Consider the following 17,280-nt stretch of genomic DNA (forward strand, 5'->3'; position numbering starts at 1 on the left):
GCGAAAGTGCGGGGGCGAAAAGTCCGGGGGCGAGAAGAGGGGTTTCGGACGAGCGATGGCCGAATCGGAAGATCAGCTTCCCCGGACCAAGCGAAGGGGCGTGCGCGCCTCGCGCATCAAGCTTGAGCAGGCGCTCGGAGCAAGCGATCTCGAGCGCAAGACCCAGGCCGCGCTCGCCGAACGAATCGCCGATCTTGAAGAGCTGGACGCGGCGCCGAAGGATCTCGTCAGCAAGGTCTTCCGCGAGCTTCCCGTCGACCCCCAGACGTTGGAGCGCGTCGCCCGCGGCCTCGGCGTCGAGGCGCAGACGCTCTATCTTGAAGAGCCGGACGCATCTGCGGACCGCTCCGAGGCGCCGGCGGCGGCGAACGAGGGCTGGGCGGCCGCCGGATCGGAAACCGCAGCGCGGCTTTCGCGCATCGAACGGCTTCAGACGCTGGCGATTTTTTCGCTGGTCTTTGCATTTCTCCTCCTGGGCGCGTCGCTGGCGGTCCGGCCTTCAGGGCCGTTATGCGGCTTGCGCGAAGCGGTGGCGCGCCCGGCGGTGGAAGAGGGAACCTTGGGGATCGTCGTCGCCCGCTTCGCCGGCGATCCCGAAAACCGCGCCCAGCAATATCTCGCCGCAAGCCTCGCCAATGACCGCAATCTCGCGCCTTATACGTCGGTGATTGCGACCTGCGCGCGCCCGCGCTGGACCGGCCCCGGCGACCTCCGGCGCAAGCTCGCCGAGATTCGCGAGAAGGGACGAAAGAAACTCGGCCGCGCGGGCGGGCATGTGATGCTCTGGGGCGAGCTTGACGGCGATGACATCATCGTGCGTTTCATCACCACCCGCCGCGACGTCTCGCCCCAAGCGCTGGAGGTGTCGGGACGTCCTTTGAAAGTCGAAGAAGACAATATCGAACTGCGCGTGCCCATCGGACTGCCCAGCGAGGCGCTCGCCGATGTGAAGCGCTTCGCGCTTGAGCTCGTTGCGCCCGGCGACGCGGCGCTCGCGGATTTACGCGACGCGGCGATGCAGTCTTACAAATCCTCCGCCGACTGGCTGCGCGCGGCGGTCGTCAGTCAGCGCAATCTTGCGCGCTCGGTCAATCCTGAAATCGATCCGCAGCGCTGGGCCGCGATCAACATGCAGCTTTGTTACGATTTGCGCCTGCTCGGCGATTACGACGCCAAGGCGGACCATTATCGCGATGCGCTCGAAGCATGCGAGGCAGGGCTCGCCGTGCGCCCGAGAGCGCGTTTCCCGAGAGACTGGGCGGCGCTGCAGGTCAACAAGGCGTCGTCTCACATTCGCCTTCATTATTACGCCGAGACCCGCGACGCGGCGCTGGGCGAATTGCGTGCGGCTGAAAAAGGGCTCCTTTTGGTATTGGAGGATGGTCCGCCGGCGCCGCAGCAACAGCTCACCGCGCGTCGCAATCTCGGCGTCGTTTATCTGCGCTTGGGCGAACTGAGCGAAGGCGATGCGTCCTCGGATTATTTCGACAAGGGGCTTTCCGATCTTAAAGGCGCGCTCGATGCGCTCGATCCCGACCGCCGGCCGCTCGACTGGGCGATCACCCAGCAGAATATCTGCCTGGCGCTTTACCAGCATGGCGCCCGCCTCGGCGGAGAAGCGGCGGCGCAGGTTCGTGAAGCAAAGAAAAGATGCGCTGACGCCGTAGCGCGCCTTTCTCCTGACAATACGGCGATCGACTGGGCCATGACCCAGAACAATCTCGCCGCGGCGACGGCGATCCTCGCGCAGATGGAGGGCGACGCCGATGGGCTTTCCGGCGCCGTAGCCGATTTCATCGCGGCGCAGCGCGTTTACCGGCGCGAGACCCTGCCGGAGAACTGGGCGGAGGTGGAGCTCAATCTCGGCGAACTTCAGTGCAATCTGGGGGTCCTGAAAAACGATCCGGGCGCCTTCGACGTCTCGCTCGCGCATCTTGATTCGGCGCTTGAAGTGTTCATCGACAAGGGCAATGCGCGCTATCGCCGCTATGCGGAAAATCTCGCCTCGTCCGTAAGAGCCTGCCAGGCAAACGGGATGGAGCAATGCACATGCGGCGGTTAACTTTTGGCTGATCCCTTCCGCCTAGGAGTCTCGCGGATTGCGGGGGGCGGGCGAACCCCCTAAACTGACAGGAAAATTCCGGCGCGCGGCGGGAAAAGCCCGATTTTGCCTGAAAGCCGCCTCACATCCAAAAAGGAGACGCCATGTCCGGCATTCTCATATTTCTCGGCCTTATCGTCGTTGTCGTTGTTTTCGTCATCACGATCTACAACCGCATCGTCGCGCTTTCTCAGCGCACGGAGCAGGCCTTCGCCGACGTGGACGTGCAGTTAAAGCAGCGCCATGACCTGATCCCGAATCTCGTGGAGACGGTGAAGGGCTACGCCACGCATGAAAAGGAAACCCTGAACGCTGTCATCGAAGCGCGCAACAATGCGCAGGCCGCGCATGGTCCGGCGGAACAGGGCGCCGCGGAAGGCGTCCTCGGCGCCGCGCTCGGACGGCTTTTCGCCCTCGCCGAAGCTTATCCCGATCTCAAGGCCAATACGAACTTCCTGGAGCTTCAAAGCGAGCTTTCCGATGTTGAAAACAAGATCGCCGCGGCGCGGCGCTTCTTCAACAATGCGGTGCAGGAGTTCAACACGGCGATCCAGCAGATCCCCGGCAATTTCGTGGCGCCGCTCGGCGGTTTCACCAAGAAAGAATTCTTTGAAATTCCAGAAGCCAGCCGAGCGCAAGTTGAAGCGGCGCCGGAAGTGAAGTTCTAATCATGTCGCCGGAGCGGCCCGCGCTGCGCGCCGCCGGGATGGACGATGCGGGCGCGGCGGCGGACATACTCGCCGCGGCTTTCGCCGCCGACCCGGTGATGAGCTGGACATTCGGCGGGAACAGCGCTTTTCGCACGATTTTTCATGAACTCGCCCGCGGGGTCTATTTGAAACACGGCTTCGGGCATATCGCAGACGGCGGCGTTGGAGGCGGAAGGGCCGCGACGCTCTGGCTTCCCGCCGGTGCAGCCTTGAGCCTGCCGCCGCTCAATGAACTGAGGATCGCCCTTGCGTCGGTCCGGCATGGCGGCTTCGGCGCCGTCGCCCGCGCGTTGAAAATTGCAGGGGTCCTTGAGAAACATCACCCGCAAGAGCCGCATTATTATCTCTTCGCCGTCGGCGTGACGCCGGGCGCGCAAGGGCAAGGGCTTGGCGGCGCGCTGTTGCGCGAAGGGTTGAAGCGCGCGGACGAGGAGGGGGCGATCGCCTATCTCGAAAACTCCAACCCGAAAAATACGCCGCTTTACGAACGGCTCGGGTTTAGGGTCACGGCGCCTTTGCCCCTGCCAGCGGGCGCGCCGCCGCTGCTTTCCATGCGCCGCGCGCCGCAAGGAGCTTCGTCATGAAACTCTTAGGCCTCATCGGCGGCGTCAGCCCGGAAGCGACCGTCATCTATTACCGCCTCCTCACTGAGGCGGCGCGGGCGCGGCTGGGGCCGCTCCATTCCGCCAATCTTATGTTCTACGCGCTCGATTACGGCGTGATGATCGAGCATTACGACAATCGCGACTGGGAGGCGTTTAACCGGCAAGTCGTGAAGGGTGCGAAACATCTGGAAAGCGCCGGCGTCGAGGCGCTCGTCATCTGTTCGAACACCACCCATGTCGCCGCCGACGCGGTGGCCCGCGAAACGCGCCTTCCGCTCATTCATATGCTGGATGTGCTCGCGGAAGAAATGAAAGCAAAAGGCGCCAAGCGTCCGCTGCTTCTCGGCACGCCCGTGGTGATGGGCGAGGCGCATTACCGGAGCGAACTCGCCAAGCGCTATGACGGCCAAGTGCTGGTTCCGACGGAGGAAGAACAGGCGCTCATCGGGCGCGTCATTCTCGACGAACTGGTGCTTGGCAATGTTTACGATTCCTCGCGTGACGAGCTCCTCGCCATCATCGACCGCCACAAACCGGACGGCGTCATCCTCGGCTGCACCGAGCTCTGCATGATCCTCGCGCAGGACCATTGCGATATTCCGGTGTTCGACACGACCGGGCTGCATGCCGCGGCGGCGGCGCGTTTCGCTTTTGGGGAGGGGTGATCCTTGGATCCCGAGGTCAAATTATGCGGTGAATGGCACATCGCTCTTGTTGATTTTATTCGTGCAGCGAAGTCATCCGACATACAAAATATTCTGCCTCCGGATATACACGGGGCAGTAGGGTGGGTCGGTATTTTGGCCAGCAAAGAAGATGAGGTTAAGACGTTAATTAGAAAATCGTTTAGTGAAATCGGGCTGCATGTCCTTTCGGTGGAAGATATTCAACAGCTTTGCGATACAGAGAGATTTGAAGAATTCGACGAACACTTAGCTGAAAATATGAGATTGCGCCCGCATGATGATCCACCAGTAGTTTGGGGAACGCTGCATATGTATTATGGGGAAGGAGAAGTCTGATGGGCGCTTTCGGCCTTCAGACCCATATCTGGAACAACAATCTGAAATCCGTCGTCCTCATGGCGGGGTTTCCGGTTCTGTTGCTTTTGCTAATGTATGGGCTGTCGGTCGGTTATGTGGGACTGACCCAGCCCATCGATAATGTGGGGCAGGGCATGGTCCTCGCCCTCGATCATTTGCGCCGGCTCTGGCCGTTCGCGTTTTTAGGCGCGGCGCTCTGGTTCGCCATCGCCTGGTTTTCCTATCAGTCGATCATCGAGATGTCGGTGGGCGCGCGCGGCCTGACGCGCAAAGAGGCGCCGGAGCTTTACAACCTGCTTGAAAATCTCTGCGTCTCGCGCGGGCTGACCATGCCGACGCTCAACATCATCGAGACCCCGGCCTTGAACGCCTTTGCGAGCGGGCTTTCGGAGAAAAGCTACAAGGTGACGGTGACGCGCGGGCTGATCGAAACGCTCGACAAGGACGAGCTTGAGGCCGTGCTCGCCCATGAACTGACGCATATTATGAACAAGGATGTGCGGCTCCTGATCATCGCGGTGATTTTCGTCGGCGTCTTTTCGTTCTTCGGCGAACTCGTTTTCCGCTCCATGTTCTATCGCGGCGTCCGGATCGGCGGGCATACGCGCTCAAGGAGCGGGGACAGCCGCGGCGGCGGCGTTCTGATCCTCATCGCCATCGCCATGATCGTCATCGCCTATGTGCTGGCGCTCGTCATCCGCTTTTCCCTGTCGCAAAAGCGCGAATATCTCGCCGACGCCGGCGCGGCGGAGCTGACCCGCAATCCCGACGCCATGATCTCGGCCCTGAAGAAGATTTCCGGCCACTCGACGGTCGACGCCCCGAACGACATCCAGCAGATGATGGTGGACAATTCCCACCCCTTCGCCGGCGTTTTCGCCACTCATCCGCCCATCGAAAAACGCATCGCCGCGCTGGTGAAATTCGCCGGCGGGGCGGCTTAGGTCGCCGTCCGCTTGCCGAACCCTTTGTCGGTTTTCATCAGCTTGTCCCAGAACCGGAAATAGAGCCCGTAATTGGCGCTGTAATCGGTGTGATGCACGTCGTGATGGGTGGCGGAGATGACATGCCGTCCGAAAGTCCCGTGAGTCATCCGGCGCGGCAGGATTTCCCAGCCCGCATGATTGGTAATGCTGACGACGGTCATGAAAATCAGCAAAAAGAAAACCGTGCCCACATGGATCGGGATAAAGAATGTCGCGAGCGGCAGCGGCCAGGCGCTGATCAGCGATTCCCAGGGATGAAAGGAAAAGCCCGCCCAGGGCGTCGGATGGCGCGAGCGGTGATGAGCAAGGTGCATAGCGCGGAAAAGCTTCGGGTGATGCATCGCCCGATGCGACCAGTAGAAATAAGCATCATGGATCGCAAGATAGATAAAGGCCGAAACCGGAATCCACAGCCAGTCGCCGATCCCGTTCATCTCCGTATAAATCGCCGTGCCGCCATGCTTGAACGCCTCGATGACGATCGCGCCCGGCGCGGCGTAAATCAGCGACGACAGAAGCGACATCTGGATTTCGAAGGAAACGATTTTCCGCGTCGGCCGCACGGGCGACAGCTTTGTGGCGCGCACTTTCTCTTCCGGGCGCCCCCATAAGAGCCAGTAGAACAGCCCGGCGACCGCGAAATAACGCGCCCAGATGATCGCGGTGAGCGCGGAATAGGTGAACGCCAGTTCGCCAGGGCTGATCTCGGAAACCCAATTCATCAGCGACTTCTAGCGAAATTCCGCTACACTGTCATGGAATGAAAGGACGCGAAAAGCGGCATGAGCGACATTGATCTGGCGATATTGGGCGGCGGGCTGGCGGGCGGTCTTGCGGCGCTGGCGCTCCACCGCCGCAAGCCGGATCTCTCTGTAGCGCTGATCGAGGCGGGGCCGCGCCTTGGCGGCGAGCACACCTGGTCGTTTCACGATACGGACCTCACGCGTGAGGGCATGGCCCTGATCGAACCGCTGATCAGCTACAAATGGCCCGCGCAGCAGGTAAAATTCCCGGCTTATGAGCGCCGCCTTTCCACCGGCTACAATTCCATCGCTTCGTCGCGTTTTCATGACGTGCTGATGGAGATGCTTGGCGCCGCCGTGCGTCTCGAAGCGCCTGTCGACAAAGCGTCGCCGGAAAGCGTGACCTTGAAATCCGGAGAAACCATCCGCGCCCGCGCCGTGCTCGACTGCCGCGGTGCGGCAGCCTCGCCGCATCTGAAACTGGGTTTTCAAAAATTCGTCGGCCAGGAATTGCGGCTCGCTGCCCCGCACGGGTTCGACGCGCCGGTCATCATGGATGCAACCGTGCCGCAAATTGACGGATACCGTTTTATCTATGTGCTGCCTTTCGACGAGCGCACATTGCTGATCGAGGATACGCGCTATGCGGACGGTCCTGGTCTGCCGGTCGATGTCTTCCGCAAGGAGATCGCCGATTACGCAGCGGCGCAAGGCTGGCGCATTGAAGAGGTCATCCGCGAGGAAGAGGGCGTGTTGCCCATCGCGCTTGGCGGCGACATCGACGCCTTCTGGGACGCGCCGCAACAAGGCGTCGAGGGGCCGCTCGCGCGCGGCGGCATGCGCGCGGGGCTGTTTCATCCGCTGACCGGCTACTCCCTGCCGGACGCCGTCGCGCTGGCGCTTGAAATCGCAGGGCAGGACGACCTTTCCGCGCCTGCTCTCTATAATGTGACCAGAGGCCATTCGACGCGGGCCTGGCGCGAACGCAGCTATTACCGCTTCCTGACGCGCATGCTGTTTCTCGCAGCGTCGCCCGAAAAGCGCTATCGTGTGCTTCAACGGTTTTACAAAATGCCCGAACCGCTCATTGAACGGTTCTATGCGGGGCGCTCGGGATTTGCGGACAAGGCGCGTATTCTGATGGGCAAGCCGCCGGTGCCGGTCGTGAAGGCGGCGGGCGTCATGCGCGAAGAAAGCGTGATGGGAAACGGATAGGAAGAGATGAGCGAAGTCAAAAAAGCGGCGGTGATCGGCGCCGGATTCGGCGGGCTGGCGCTTGCGATCAGGCTGCAATCGGCGGGGATTGAGACCAAGCTTTTTGAAAAGCGCGACATGCCCGGCGGGCGCGCTTACGTTTATAAAAAAGACGGATTCACCTTCGACGCGGGACCGACCGTCATCACCGACCCGTCGGCGCTGGAAGAACTCTTCGCGCTCACCGGAAGAAAGCTGTCCGATTATGTGGAGCTCATCAATGTGGACCCGTTCTACCGGCTCTGCTGGGAGGACGGCTATACGTTCGATTATTGCAGCGACGAAGAGCGGCTCTACAAACAGATCGAGGAGAAGAACCCGGAAGACCTCGAAGGCTATAAACGCTTTTATGAATTCTCCGAAAAGGTGTTCGAGGAAGGCTATGTGAAGCTCGGCGCCGTGCCGTTCCTCAATTTCTGGTCGATGATCCGCGTTGCGCCGCAGCTGACGCAGCTGCAAAGCTTCCGCAGCGTTTACGGGCGGCTGTCCGATTTCATCAAGGACCCGCAGCTGCGCCAGGCCTTCAGCTTTCACACGCTGCTCGTCGGCGGCGATCCGTTCAAGACCTCGTCCATCTATGCGCTCATTCATGCGCTGGAGCGCAAATGGGGCGTTTGGTTTCCGCGCGGCGGCACCGGCGCGCTGGTCTCCGGGCTGGCGCGGTTTTTCACCGATCTCGGCGGCGAGATTTACCTCAACGCCCCCGTGGCGGAGCTGACGACGAAAGACGGGCTCATCGACGAGGTGGTGCTCGAAGACGGGCGGCGCGAGCGTTTCGACGCCGTCGCCTCGAACGCCGACATTGTCCACACTTACGACAAGCTGCTCGGCAAGGATGCGCGCGGCGCGTCTATGGGCCGGTCGCTCAAGGGCAAACGTTTTTCAAACTCGCTCTTCGTCGCCTATTTCGGTCTCAAGAAAAAACACGATCATCTGGCGCATCATTCGATCCTGTTCGGGCCGCGCTATCGTGAATTGATCTCGGAGATTTTCTCAGGGCCCGACCTGCCGGATGATTTCTCGCTCTATCTGCACATGCCGACCAAGACCGATCCCGCGCTGGCGCCGGAAGGCTGCTCCGCCTTTTACGCGCTGGCGCCGGTGCCCAATCTCGAAAAAGCGAAGATCGACTGGTCAGTGGAAGGGCCGAAATATCGCGACCGGATTTTCGACTATCTCGAAAAGCGCTACATCCCCGGCCTGCGCGAGGATCTCGTGACGAGCCACATTTTCACGCCGGCGGATTTCGAGACCGAACTTAACGCCCATGCGGGCTCGGCCTTTTCCATCGAACCGATCCTGACGCAGTCGGCCTATTTCCGCACTCATAACCGCGACGACAAGATTCCCAATCTCTATTTTGCAGGCGCGGGAACGCATCCGGGCGCCGGCGTGCCGGGCGTTGTCGGCTCGGCGAAGGCGACGGCGGGTTTGATGCTTGAAGACCTGGCCCCTGCTTTGAAAGTCGCGGAATAGATGACAGCCGTCGCCGACACGCAGGCGAGCCTCGCCGAACACGGCGCCGAGAGCATTGCGAAAGGCTCGAAAAGCTTCGCGCTCGCCTCGCTTCTTTTCGGCAAGGCGATGCAGGCCGATGTGCACATGCTTTACGCTTGGTGCCGCCATTGCGACGATGTGATCGACGGGCAGACGCTGGGCGGCGACGCGCCGGATGCAGGGCTTTCTAAAGAGGACATGCAGAACCGGCTGGAGCTGTTGCGCGCGCAGACGCGCATGGCCTTGAATGGCGAGCATACCGGGGTTCCCGCCTTTGACGGTTTTATGGGCGTCGCTGCGCGCCGGGGCGTCCCCGAAGCCTATCCCATGGATTTGCTAGACGGTTTCGCCCATGACGCCGAGGGGCGCACATACGAAACCCTCGATGAGCTGATGGAGTATTGTTACGGCGTCGCCGGGGTTGTCGGCGTGATGATGGCTATCGTCATGGGCGTCGATGCGAACGACAATGGAACGCTCGACCGCGCCTGCGATCTCGGGCTCGCCTTTCAGCTCACCAATATCTGCCGCGATGTGGTCGACGACGCAGAGGGCGGGCGGGTCTATCTCCCCCGGGACTGGCTGGCGCAGGCGGACGTGCCGGGAACGCCGGAGGCGTTGCGCGATCCGTCGAACCGCAACGCGATTGCCTCTGTCGTCGCGAAAGTGCTTGCCGAAGCCGACCGCTATTACGCCTCCTCCAGCCAAGGCGCGCGGCGCCTGCCTTTGCGCGCCGCCGCCGCGGTGCTCGCCGCGCGCAATGTCTATCGCGAAATCGGCCGCAAGGTGGAAAGACTGGGCCCCGCCGCCTGGGACAGGCGCACGGTCATCTCCAATCCGAGAAAGCTGTGGCTTGCCGCCTTGGGCGTCGCGGCGAGCGGCGGGCAGGCGGTGTGTTTGCGCGGGCGCGCCTTAAGTCCTCGCGGCGATTTGTGGACAAGGCCTGCGAGAAGCTGACTCGTATCCGCTCTTTCCCGCGAAAGCGGGAACCCAGATATTGAAATCAACGCAGATGGGCCGGATCCCCGCCTGCGCGGGGATGATCGGTCATTTCATCAAGCCTTCGCCGGGGCGCGCATGGTCTTGTCCTGGGTGGCGGCGAGCATCGTTTTCAATCTTTGCGGCGAGGGCGCGAAGATAAAGCCGAAGGAAACGCAGCCATGCTTGCCCTCGACGGCGTGATGCAGCCGGTGCGCCTGCACGACGCGCGCGAGATAGCCCTTTTTGGGCCTGAGGCCGAAATCGATCCGCCGGTGGACGAGAATGTCGTGAAAGAAGAAATAGATGAGCCCATAGCCGAGAATGCCGAGCCCCGCTGCGAGCGCCAGGGGCGTTCCGTGCACGCCGAAATACATTAAAATCATAGAGGGGATAGCGAAGAACACCGCGAACCAGTCGTTCTTCTCGAACGTTCCTTTGCGCGGTTCATGATGGGATTTGTGCAGGGACCACAAAAATCCGTGCATTACATATTTATGTGTGATCCAGGCGACCGCCTCCATCAGGAGGATGAAGCCAATGAGAACTGCGATGAAGGCGAGGGCGTCCATAATGCGCGTCAGCTTTTTCTGGTCAGCGCCTTGAATTTCTCTTCGACGGCGCGGGCGAGATCGGCGAGCGGCGCGCCGGCGCCGCAATCGACGCGGGCCGCAGCCGCAACGGCTTCGCCGATCCAATGGCTTGCGGTCATATTCGCCTTGCGCGCGCCCATCAAGGTGACGACGGTGGTGCGGTTTTCATCCTTGCCGGAATCCTTGCCGGTCTGACTTTCATCGCATTCGGCGTCGATGACGTCGTCGAAGGTCTGATAGGCGAGGCCAAGCGCCGAGCCGAACTGCTCCATAGCGTCGATCTCTATCGTGCGCGCCCCGGCGATGACCGCGCCGATGCCGGCGGCGGCGGAGAACAGGGCGCCTGTTTTTTCCAGATGGCTTTGTTCGATGGCGCGCATGCCGCCCTCCGGCGCGGCGCCGTTGCGGGCGAGATCGCTTTCCTGTCCGCCGGCGAGGCCGTCAACGCCGATGGCGTCGGCGAGTTTTTCCGTTGCGATAAGCCGTTTTTGCGGATCGACGCCGTCCATTTTCGCCAGCGTGCGAAAGGCTTCGTTGACGAGCGCGATGGAAGCGAGAATGCCGACGCCTTCGCCATAGGCCACATGGGTGGCGAGCCCGTTGCGTCTCAAATGCGCGTCATCCATGCAAGGCAGATCGTCGACGATCAGCGAGGCGGCGTGGATCATTTCAACGGCGCAGGCGGCGTCCAGCGCCTCCGCGGCGTCGCCGCCGCATTGGCGGCAGGCGAGCATGGTCATGATCGGGCGCAGGCGTTTGCCGGGGGAAAAGGCCCCATGAGCGATGGCGCCTTTCAGTCCCGGCTCGTCCGGTTTGAAAGGCAGGAGCTCCGCCAGCCGCGCATCAACATCCTGACGCAGCGAAGCCGCCAGCAATTGAAACTGATTTGTGGAGAATTCTCGTGAAGGCGGGCTCACGCCGGGCGCCGCTGATCCGTCCATCGCAACCTCAATTTTCCTTAGGGCATCGTGCCCGCTTTTCCGGGCCGGCGCAAACTGAATCGCCCCGGCAGGGCGGCTCCGGAGAGGTCTTTTTTGCAGTTGCGAGAGCGGCGGCTTTGAGATCACATCTGTGCGATCAAATAGATCCGTACAGAAATGATAATCGCCGGCTTATCCGCGCTCTAAATGCCCAGCGCGTCCCGCATGCGATACCAGCTCATGCCCAGCGCGAGCATGGGGCCGCCGATCGCATCCGCGGCCGGCACGCGGAAATGTTTCGTCGCGTCGAAAAGATCGACGCCAGTTTCCTTGCCGCGAATGGCGTCGGCGAACATTTCGCCGACAATATGCCCGCAATTAACGCCATGCCCGGCATAGCCTTGCGCATAAAAGACGTTATCGCTGACTTTGCCGATCAGCGGCACGCGGTTCAAAGGGATTCCTATCACGCCGCCCCATGAAAAATCGACCCTTGTTTTTTTCAGCTGAGGAAATACCCGGCGCATGCTGGGCGTCATCGAGCCTTCGATGTCGTCGATGTCGCGATTGGAATAGCTGCAGCGCCCGCCGAAAAGAAGCCGCTTGTCGCCGGTGAGGCGGAAATAGTCGAGCACCCAGTTGGCGTCGCAAACAGCCAGATTGGTGGGGAGCAGCTCTTGCACAAGCGCATCGCTCAACGGTTCGGTGGCGATGATATAGGTTTTCGCCGGCAGCATGTAGCCTGAAAGCTTTTGCTTTTCGAGCGCGTGATAGGCGTTGCCCGCAAGGATCGCATATTTCGCCGTAACCTTGCCGCGGTCCGTGTGAACGACCGGTGCGGGCCCGTGCTCGATCTTCGTGACGTGCGTTCCTTCAAAAATCTTGACGCCGTTTTTCTCCGCCGCCGCCGCTTCGCCAATGACGAGATTGAGCGGGTGACAATGCGCGCCGCGATGATCGATGAGCCCGCCCACATAAGCGTCCGTGACGACGTGTTTGCGCAAAGCCGGTCCGTCCGCCAGCTCCACGACCTCGTCCAGTCCATGTTCGGCGTAGTCGGCGTATTCCTCTTCGAGCGCTTTCATCTGGCGGGCGTTCAGGGCGACGGTCGCCGCGCCGCGCACATAATCGCATTTGATGTCGTATTTCTGGATGCGCGCCTCGACGATGTCATTGCCGAGATAGCGCGTGTTCCAGAGAAATTCCTCGGCCTTGGGCCCCGCCTGTTTGACGAGTTCGCCTTCGCCGGACCAGCCGCCAAGGCATTGTCCGCCATTGCGTCCCGACGCGCCCCAGCCGATGCGATTGGCTTCGAGAAGAACGACGGAATGGCCGCGTTCGGCGAGCGATAATGCCGAGGCGACGCCGGTGAAGCCGCCGCCGACAATGACGATGTCGGCCTCGATGTCCTCATCGAGCGCGGGCCGTTCCGGCGCGGGGGTGGCGCTGGCGGCGTAATAGGAGGGGGCGTGCTGTTGTCTTATCTGCATGGGAAGGATCAAAACGCCTGAAGATAGGAATCATATTCGAAATCGGTGACGCGCTCATTGGCTTTCATGATTTCCTGACGTTTGAGCGCGCCATAAACTTGCGTGAAAAGATCGCCGAAAGCAGGCGCCAGGATTTTCCCTTGCAAGAAAGTCTCGAGCGCGCCGTCCCAGGAGGTTGGAACTTTTTCCGCGCCGGATTCATAGGCGTTGCCTTGCGTTTCCGGCGGCGGCGCCAGCTTGTTTTCAAGCCCGTGGGAAACGCCGGCGAGAAGCGCCGCCATCAGAAGATAAGGATTGGCGTCGGCGCCGGCGATGCGGAACTCGAAACGGCGGTTGGCGGCGGAGTCGTTCGGAACGCGGATCGCTGTTGTGCGGTTTTCATAGCCCCAGGTGAGCGAGGTGGGGGCGTGGCTCGCATCCTGAAACCGGCGATAAGAATTTAAATGGGGGGCGAGAAAAATCATCGCCTCGGGCGTTGCAGCGAGGAGCCCCGCAACCGCTTGACCGAGAAGCGCCGAATCTTTGTCACCCGCGCCGGCGAAAACATTCTCGCCCTTGCCGTTCAGCATGCTCATGTGAACATGGAGGCCGTTGCCCGCGAGATCGCCGAAGGGTTTCGCCATGAAGCTGGCGATCAGCCCGTGTTTGGCGGCGACGCCTTTCACCGCGCGCCGAAAGAGGACCGCCTGGTCGGCGGCGGCGACAACGTCCGGCTGGTGCATGAGATTGACTTCGAACTGTCCGGCGCCGCCTTCGACGATCGCCGCGCCGAGAGGAATGCCTTGCGCGTCGCAGGCCGCGTAAAGATCATTGAAAAACGGCCCATACGCATCGAGTTCTGACATGGCGTACATGCGCGCATCGCCGATGCGCCGGCCTGTCGTGGGAGAGGCCGGCGTCAGGGGCCGGCCAAGCTCGTCCATGTCAGGGGAGAGGAGATAGAATTCGAGCTCCATTGCCGCGACGGGGTGAAGGCCGCGCGCCGCGAGGCGGGCTTTCATGTCGATCAGCACTTGCCGGGGATCGGCGTGAAAGGCTTCGCCGTTTTCGTCGCCCATCATCAGCATGATCTGCGCGGCCGGCTCCGCCGTCCAGGGGCAGGGAAGAAGCCCCGCGCCGACGGGAAAACAAAGCCCGTCCACATCGCCAGTCTCGAGAACGAGACCGTTCTCCATCACGTCATTGCCCCAGACATCGACGCCGATGAGCGAGCGCGGCATGCGCAAGCCGCCCTTGAACAGTTTCATGGCCGCCGAGGCGGGGAGGCGCTTGCCGCGCAAGACGCCGTTGAGGTCGGAGAGAAAGACATCGACGAATTTGAGATCCGGCGTCGCGGCGAACAATTCCTCCGCGCGCGCCTTCATCTTCTCAAGGCTTTTATGTCTTTCCTCATCCGCCATGCGTCGCTCAAGCGTCCAGTTCTTTCGCCGTCAGGTCGAGCGCTTTACGGATGCGCGCGAACATTTCGTCGATTTCGGATTCGGAAATGACGAGCGGCGGGCACAGGAACATGGCGTCGCCCACGGCGCGCATGACGACGCCGGACTGGAAGCAATGATTGCGGCAGGCAAGCCCTGCAGACCCGGCGGGGTCGAAACGCTCTTTCGTTTCCTTGTTCTTGACGATTTCGAGCGCGCCGAGAAGCCCGACGCCGCGCGTCTCGCCCACCAGCGGATGATCGTCGAGGGTTTTCAGCTTGTCCTGGAAATAGCGCGAGATTTCCGCGCCGCGCTCGCCCACAAGCCCGAGTTCATCGAGCAATTCGATATTGCGGATGGCGACGGCGCAGGCCACCGGATGGCCGGAATAGGTGAAGCCGTGGGCCATTTCCGTATCGGCGTTGATGATGGGATCGGCCATGCGCTTGTTGAGTGCTGTGGCGGACAGCGGCACATATCCGCTGGTGACGCCTTTCGCCATGGTCATGATGTCCGGCGTGAACCCGTAAGTCTGGCAGCCGAACCACTCGCCGGTGCGCCCGAAGCCGCAGATTACTTCGTCCGACCAAAGAAGAACGTCGTATTTGCGGCAGATGCGCTCGATCTCCTGCCAATAGCCCTCGGGCGGGAGCATCAACCCGCCGGCGCCCATGACCGGCTCGCCCGCAAAGGCCGCGACATTTTCAGGCCCGAGCTCGAGGATCTTGTCTTCGACCGCCTTGGCGCAGCGCATGGCGAAGTCGTGTTCGCTCTCGCCGTCCTTCGCGTATTCATAATAATGCGGCGGCGGGCCTGCATGATGGAAGCGCGGCAGGGGAAGGTCGAAAATCCCCTGCATGAAGGGCAGGCCGGACATGCTGGCGCCGGCGACGGTCGAGCCGTGATAGGCGCGCTCGCGGCTGATGATGGCTTTCTTTTCGGGCTTTCCTTCGAGATTCCAGTAATACCAGATCAGCTTGATCGCGGTGTCGACCGCTTCCGAGCCGGAACTGCCGAAAGTGATCTGGTCGAGGCCTTCGGGGGTTTTTTCCGCGATGAGATCGGCGAGCTTCGCCACATAAGGCGTCGTCGTCTGGAAAAAGAGATTGTAATAGCTCAAGGTCTTCATCGTCTCGGCGGCGACGTCCACAAGCTCCTGGCGGCCATAGCCGATATTGACGCACCACAGCCCCGCCATGCCGTCGATGATCTGGTTTTCGTCCTCGTCATAGATGTAAACGCCGTCGGCGTGAGTGATGACGCGGGGGCCCTGTTCGCGCAATTCGTGATGCGTGGTGAACGGGTGGAGGTGGTGCGCGCTGTCGAGCGCCTTAATGTCGAGATTGGTTTTCATTGTTTACACATTGACCATCAGATAACGCACGTCCCAGGGAGAGAGGACGCTGGAGCGGTGTTCGAATTCGGAATGCTTGATTGCGGCGTAGGTGTCGACGAAGCCTTCGCCGAGGTATTTTTTCAAGGCGTCGGATTCGGAAAAGGTTTCGATGCTTTCGGTGAGCGTCGCGGGCAGCGGGCTGTCGCTGTCGTCATAGCCCTGGCCGACATATTCCGCGCGCGGTTCGATCTTGTCGACCATGCCGGCGTACCCGCAGACGAGCGAGGCGGCGATGGCGAGATAAGGGTTGATGTCCGCGCCGGAGATGCGGTTTTCGACGCGCCGCGCTTCGGGCCCGCTCGACGGCACGCGCAAGCCCACCGTGCGGTTTTCGCGCCCCCAATGGGTGTTGGTGGGCGCGCTCATATAGGCTTCGAAACGGTTGAAGGAGTTGGTGTAGGGCGCGAAAAGCGGCATCGCGGCGGGCAGATGCGCCTGCAGTCCGCCGATGAAATGGCGGAAGATCGCTGAATCTTCCCCGTCCTTGTCGGCGAAGATGTTCTTGCCGGTCTTGCGGTCGACGACGCTCTGGTGAAGGTGGATCGAGGAGCCGCTTTCGTCCGCATAGGGTTTCGCCATGAAGGTGACGAACATGCCGTGGCGTTTGGCGACCTGGCGCGCGAGGCGTTTGAACAGGAAGAGCTGGTCGGCGACCTTCATCGCCTCGCCATGGCGGATGTTCACCTCGAACTGGCAGGGGCCGTCTTCATGGATCAGCGTTTCCAGATCGATATGCTGGATGTCGCAGAACTGGTAGAGCTCCTCGAACAGCTTGTCGAACTCGTCGATGGCGTCGAGGGAATAGACATGCTGGCCGAATTCGCGAAGCCCTGAGGCGCCGTCGGGCGCGCGCGGCTCCAGCACCACGTCGTTGAAGCGCGCGATGAGATAAAATTCGACTTCCGGCCCGACGATCGGCGTCCAGCCTTTCTGGTGATAAAGCTCCACCACATTGCGCAGCACCTGGCGCGGGGCCATGTTGAACGGCGCGCCCTGATCGGTGAAAGCGTCGCAGATCACCGCCGCCGTCGCATCCGTGTTCCAGGGCGCAAGATGGATGGTGTCGAGATCCGGCGCGAGCACGAGGTCGCGCTCCGTACCCGGCACGTGATCGTTATAGATCATCTCGCCGTGAACGGAGATCGTATAGGTGCCTTCGGGAATGCGAAGGCTCTTGTTTTCAAGGCTTGAAAGGAACAGGCCCGGCAGCATGTTTTTGCCGCGGGCGTTGCCGCTCATGTCCGGCGTCAGACAGGAGACGTCGCCGATGCGGCGCTCGCGCATCCATTCCTTGAGATCGTTAAGCTCCATAAATCACCTTGAGCGTTGGCGCGAGGCCCCTTGGGCCGGCGCGAAACGCCTGCTGTTGTTTTTCCTGACCGTCCGGTCCGGGCCCCGATCGGCTAGCCCCCAAATCGACATAAGCGGGGCGTGGGAGCGGAAAGACGGCGATCTTGCGCCAACCAGTCTACCAAAAACCGGCCTAATGAAAGACGAAAGGGCGCGGGCGGTCAAAACGTGATCACAAAATACGGCCGCCTTTTCA

At 61.4% G+C, this 17,280-nt stretch carries 16 protein-coding genes; 9 read left to right on the forward strand and 7 right to left on the reverse strand.

What is annotated here, in order from left to right:
• Positions 1-55: 55 nt before the first annotated feature.
• The 6 genes from CW354_RS11650 (at position 56) to CW354_RS11670 (ending at position 5,403) form a co-directional block, all read left to right on the forward strand.
• Positions 56-2,062 (forward strand): hypothetical protein, encoded by a 2,007-nt coding sequence (locus CW354_RS11650; RefSeq protein WP_104830271.1) that lies wholly within the window; start codon positions 56-58, stop codon positions 2,060-2,062.
• Positions 2,063-2,205: 143 nt separating this feature from the next.
• Positions 2,206-2,769 carry a LemA family protein gene (locus CW354_RS11655; protein ID WP_104830272.1) on the forward strand — a complete coding sequence of 188 codons (564 nt, stop codon included), beginning with the start codon at positions 2,206-2,208 and terminating at the stop codon, positions 2,767-2,769.
• A gap of 2 nt (positions 2,770-2,771) precedes the next feature.
• Positions 2,772-3,395, forward strand: a complete 624-nt coding sequence (locus CW354_RS11660; RefSeq protein ID WP_104830273.1) for a GNAT family N-acetyltransferase — start codon at positions 2,772-2,774, stop codon at positions 3,393-3,395.
• Positions 3,392-4,081: an aspartate/glutamate racemase family protein gene (locus CW354_RS11665; RefSeq protein WP_104830274.1), complete on the forward strand. Its 690-nt coding sequence runs from the start codon at positions 3,392-3,394 to the stop codon at positions 4,079-4,081. Before CW354_RS11660 ends, CW354_RS11665 begins: the two co-directional genes overlap by 4 nt.
• Positions 4,082-4,084: 3 nt before the next feature.
• Complete coding sequence (locus CW354_RS23085) at positions 4,085-4,438, forward strand: hypothetical protein (protein WP_133162290.1); 354 nt, start codon at positions 4,085-4,087, stop codon at positions 4,436-4,438.
• The gene (locus CW354_RS11670; protein WP_104830275.1) at positions 4,438-5,403 is read left to right on the forward strand and encodes a M48 family metallopeptidase; all 966 of its coding nucleotides are present in this window, start codon (positions 4,438-4,440) and stop codon (positions 5,401-5,403) included. Before CW354_RS23085 ends, CW354_RS11670 begins: the two co-directional genes overlap by 1 nt.
• Here CW354_RS11670 and CW354_RS11675 read toward each other — a convergent pair.
• Entirely contained in the window at positions 5,400-6,167 is a 768-nt protein-coding gene (locus CW354_RS11675; RefSeq protein ID WP_104830276.1) for a sterol desaturase family protein, read from the reverse strand. The two genes, CW354_RS11670 and CW354_RS11675, sit on opposite strands and share 4 nt — an antisense overlap.
• Positions 6,168-6,227: 60 nt before the next feature.
• On the opposite strand from CW354_RS11675, the gene crtY reads away from it, so the two are divergent.
• The 3 genes from crtY to CW354_RS11690 are packed head-to-tail and all read left to right on the forward strand — an operon-like array spanning position 6,228 to position 9,896.
• Positions 6,228-7,403: a lycopene beta-cyclase CrtY gene (gene crtY, locus CW354_RS11680; RefSeq protein ID WP_104830277.1), complete on the forward strand. Its 1,176-nt coding sequence runs from the start codon at positions 6,228-6,230 to the stop codon at positions 7,401-7,403.
• 6 nt (positions 7,404-7,409) lie between these two features.
• The gene (locus CW354_RS11685) at positions 7,410-8,918 is read left to right on the forward strand and encodes a phytoene desaturase (protein WP_104830278.1); all 1,509 of its coding nucleotides are present in this window, start codon (positions 7,410-7,412) and stop codon (positions 8,916-8,918) included.
• Positions 8,919-9,896, forward strand: coding sequence for a phytoene/squalene synthase family protein (locus tag CW354_RS11690; protein WP_104830279.1), 978 nt, complete (start codon positions 8,919-8,921; stop codon positions 9,894-9,896). It abuts the gene before it with no gap.
• A gap of 98 nt (positions 9,897-9,994) precedes the next feature.
• Here CW354_RS11690 and CW354_RS11695 read toward each other — a convergent pair whose 3' ends face one another.
• From CW354_RS11695 to CW354_RS11720, 6 genes are all read right to left on the reverse strand, one after another.
• Positions 9,995-10,489, reverse strand: a complete 495-nt coding sequence (locus CW354_RS11695) for a sterol desaturase family protein (protein WP_104830280.1) — start codon at positions 10,487-10,489, stop codon at positions 9,995-9,997.
• Between the two features lie 8 nt (positions 10,490-10,497).
• On the reverse strand, positions 10,498-11,451 hold the full coding sequence (locus tag CW354_RS11700; protein ID WP_104830281.1) for a polyprenyl synthetase family protein: 954 nt from the start codon (positions 11,449-11,451) through the stop codon (positions 10,498-10,500).
• Positions 11,452-11,633: 182 nt separating this feature from the next.
• Positions 11,634-12,920, reverse strand: coding sequence for an NAD(P)/FAD-dependent oxidoreductase (locus CW354_RS11705; protein WP_104830282.1), 1,287 nt, complete (start codon positions 12,918-12,920; stop codon positions 11,634-11,636).
• 8 nt (positions 12,921-12,928) lie between these two features.
• A complete protein-coding gene (locus tag CW354_RS11710) occupies positions 12,929-14,320 on the reverse strand; it encodes a glutamine synthetase family protein (protein ID WP_207764777.1) in 1,392 nt (463 codons plus the stop codon).
• Positions 14,321-14,327: 7 nt separating this feature from the next.
• Positions 14,328-15,692: an aminotransferase gene (locus CW354_RS11715; RefSeq protein WP_104830283.1), complete on the reverse strand. Its 1,365-nt coding sequence runs from the start codon at positions 15,690-15,692 to the stop codon at positions 14,328-14,330.
• 3 nt (positions 15,693-15,695) lie between these two features.
• Positions 15,696-17,045: a glutamine synthetase family protein gene (locus tag CW354_RS11720; protein ID WP_104830284.1), complete on the reverse strand. Its 1,350-nt coding sequence runs from the start codon at positions 17,043-17,045 to the stop codon at positions 15,696-15,698.
• Positions 17,046-17,280 lie beyond the last annotated feature (235 nt).

The organism is Hyphococcus luteus (assembly GCF_002943565.1).
Classification (GTDB): domain Bacteria; phylum Pseudomonadota; class Alphaproteobacteria; order Caulobacterales; family Parvularculaceae; genus Hyphococcus; species Hyphococcus luteus.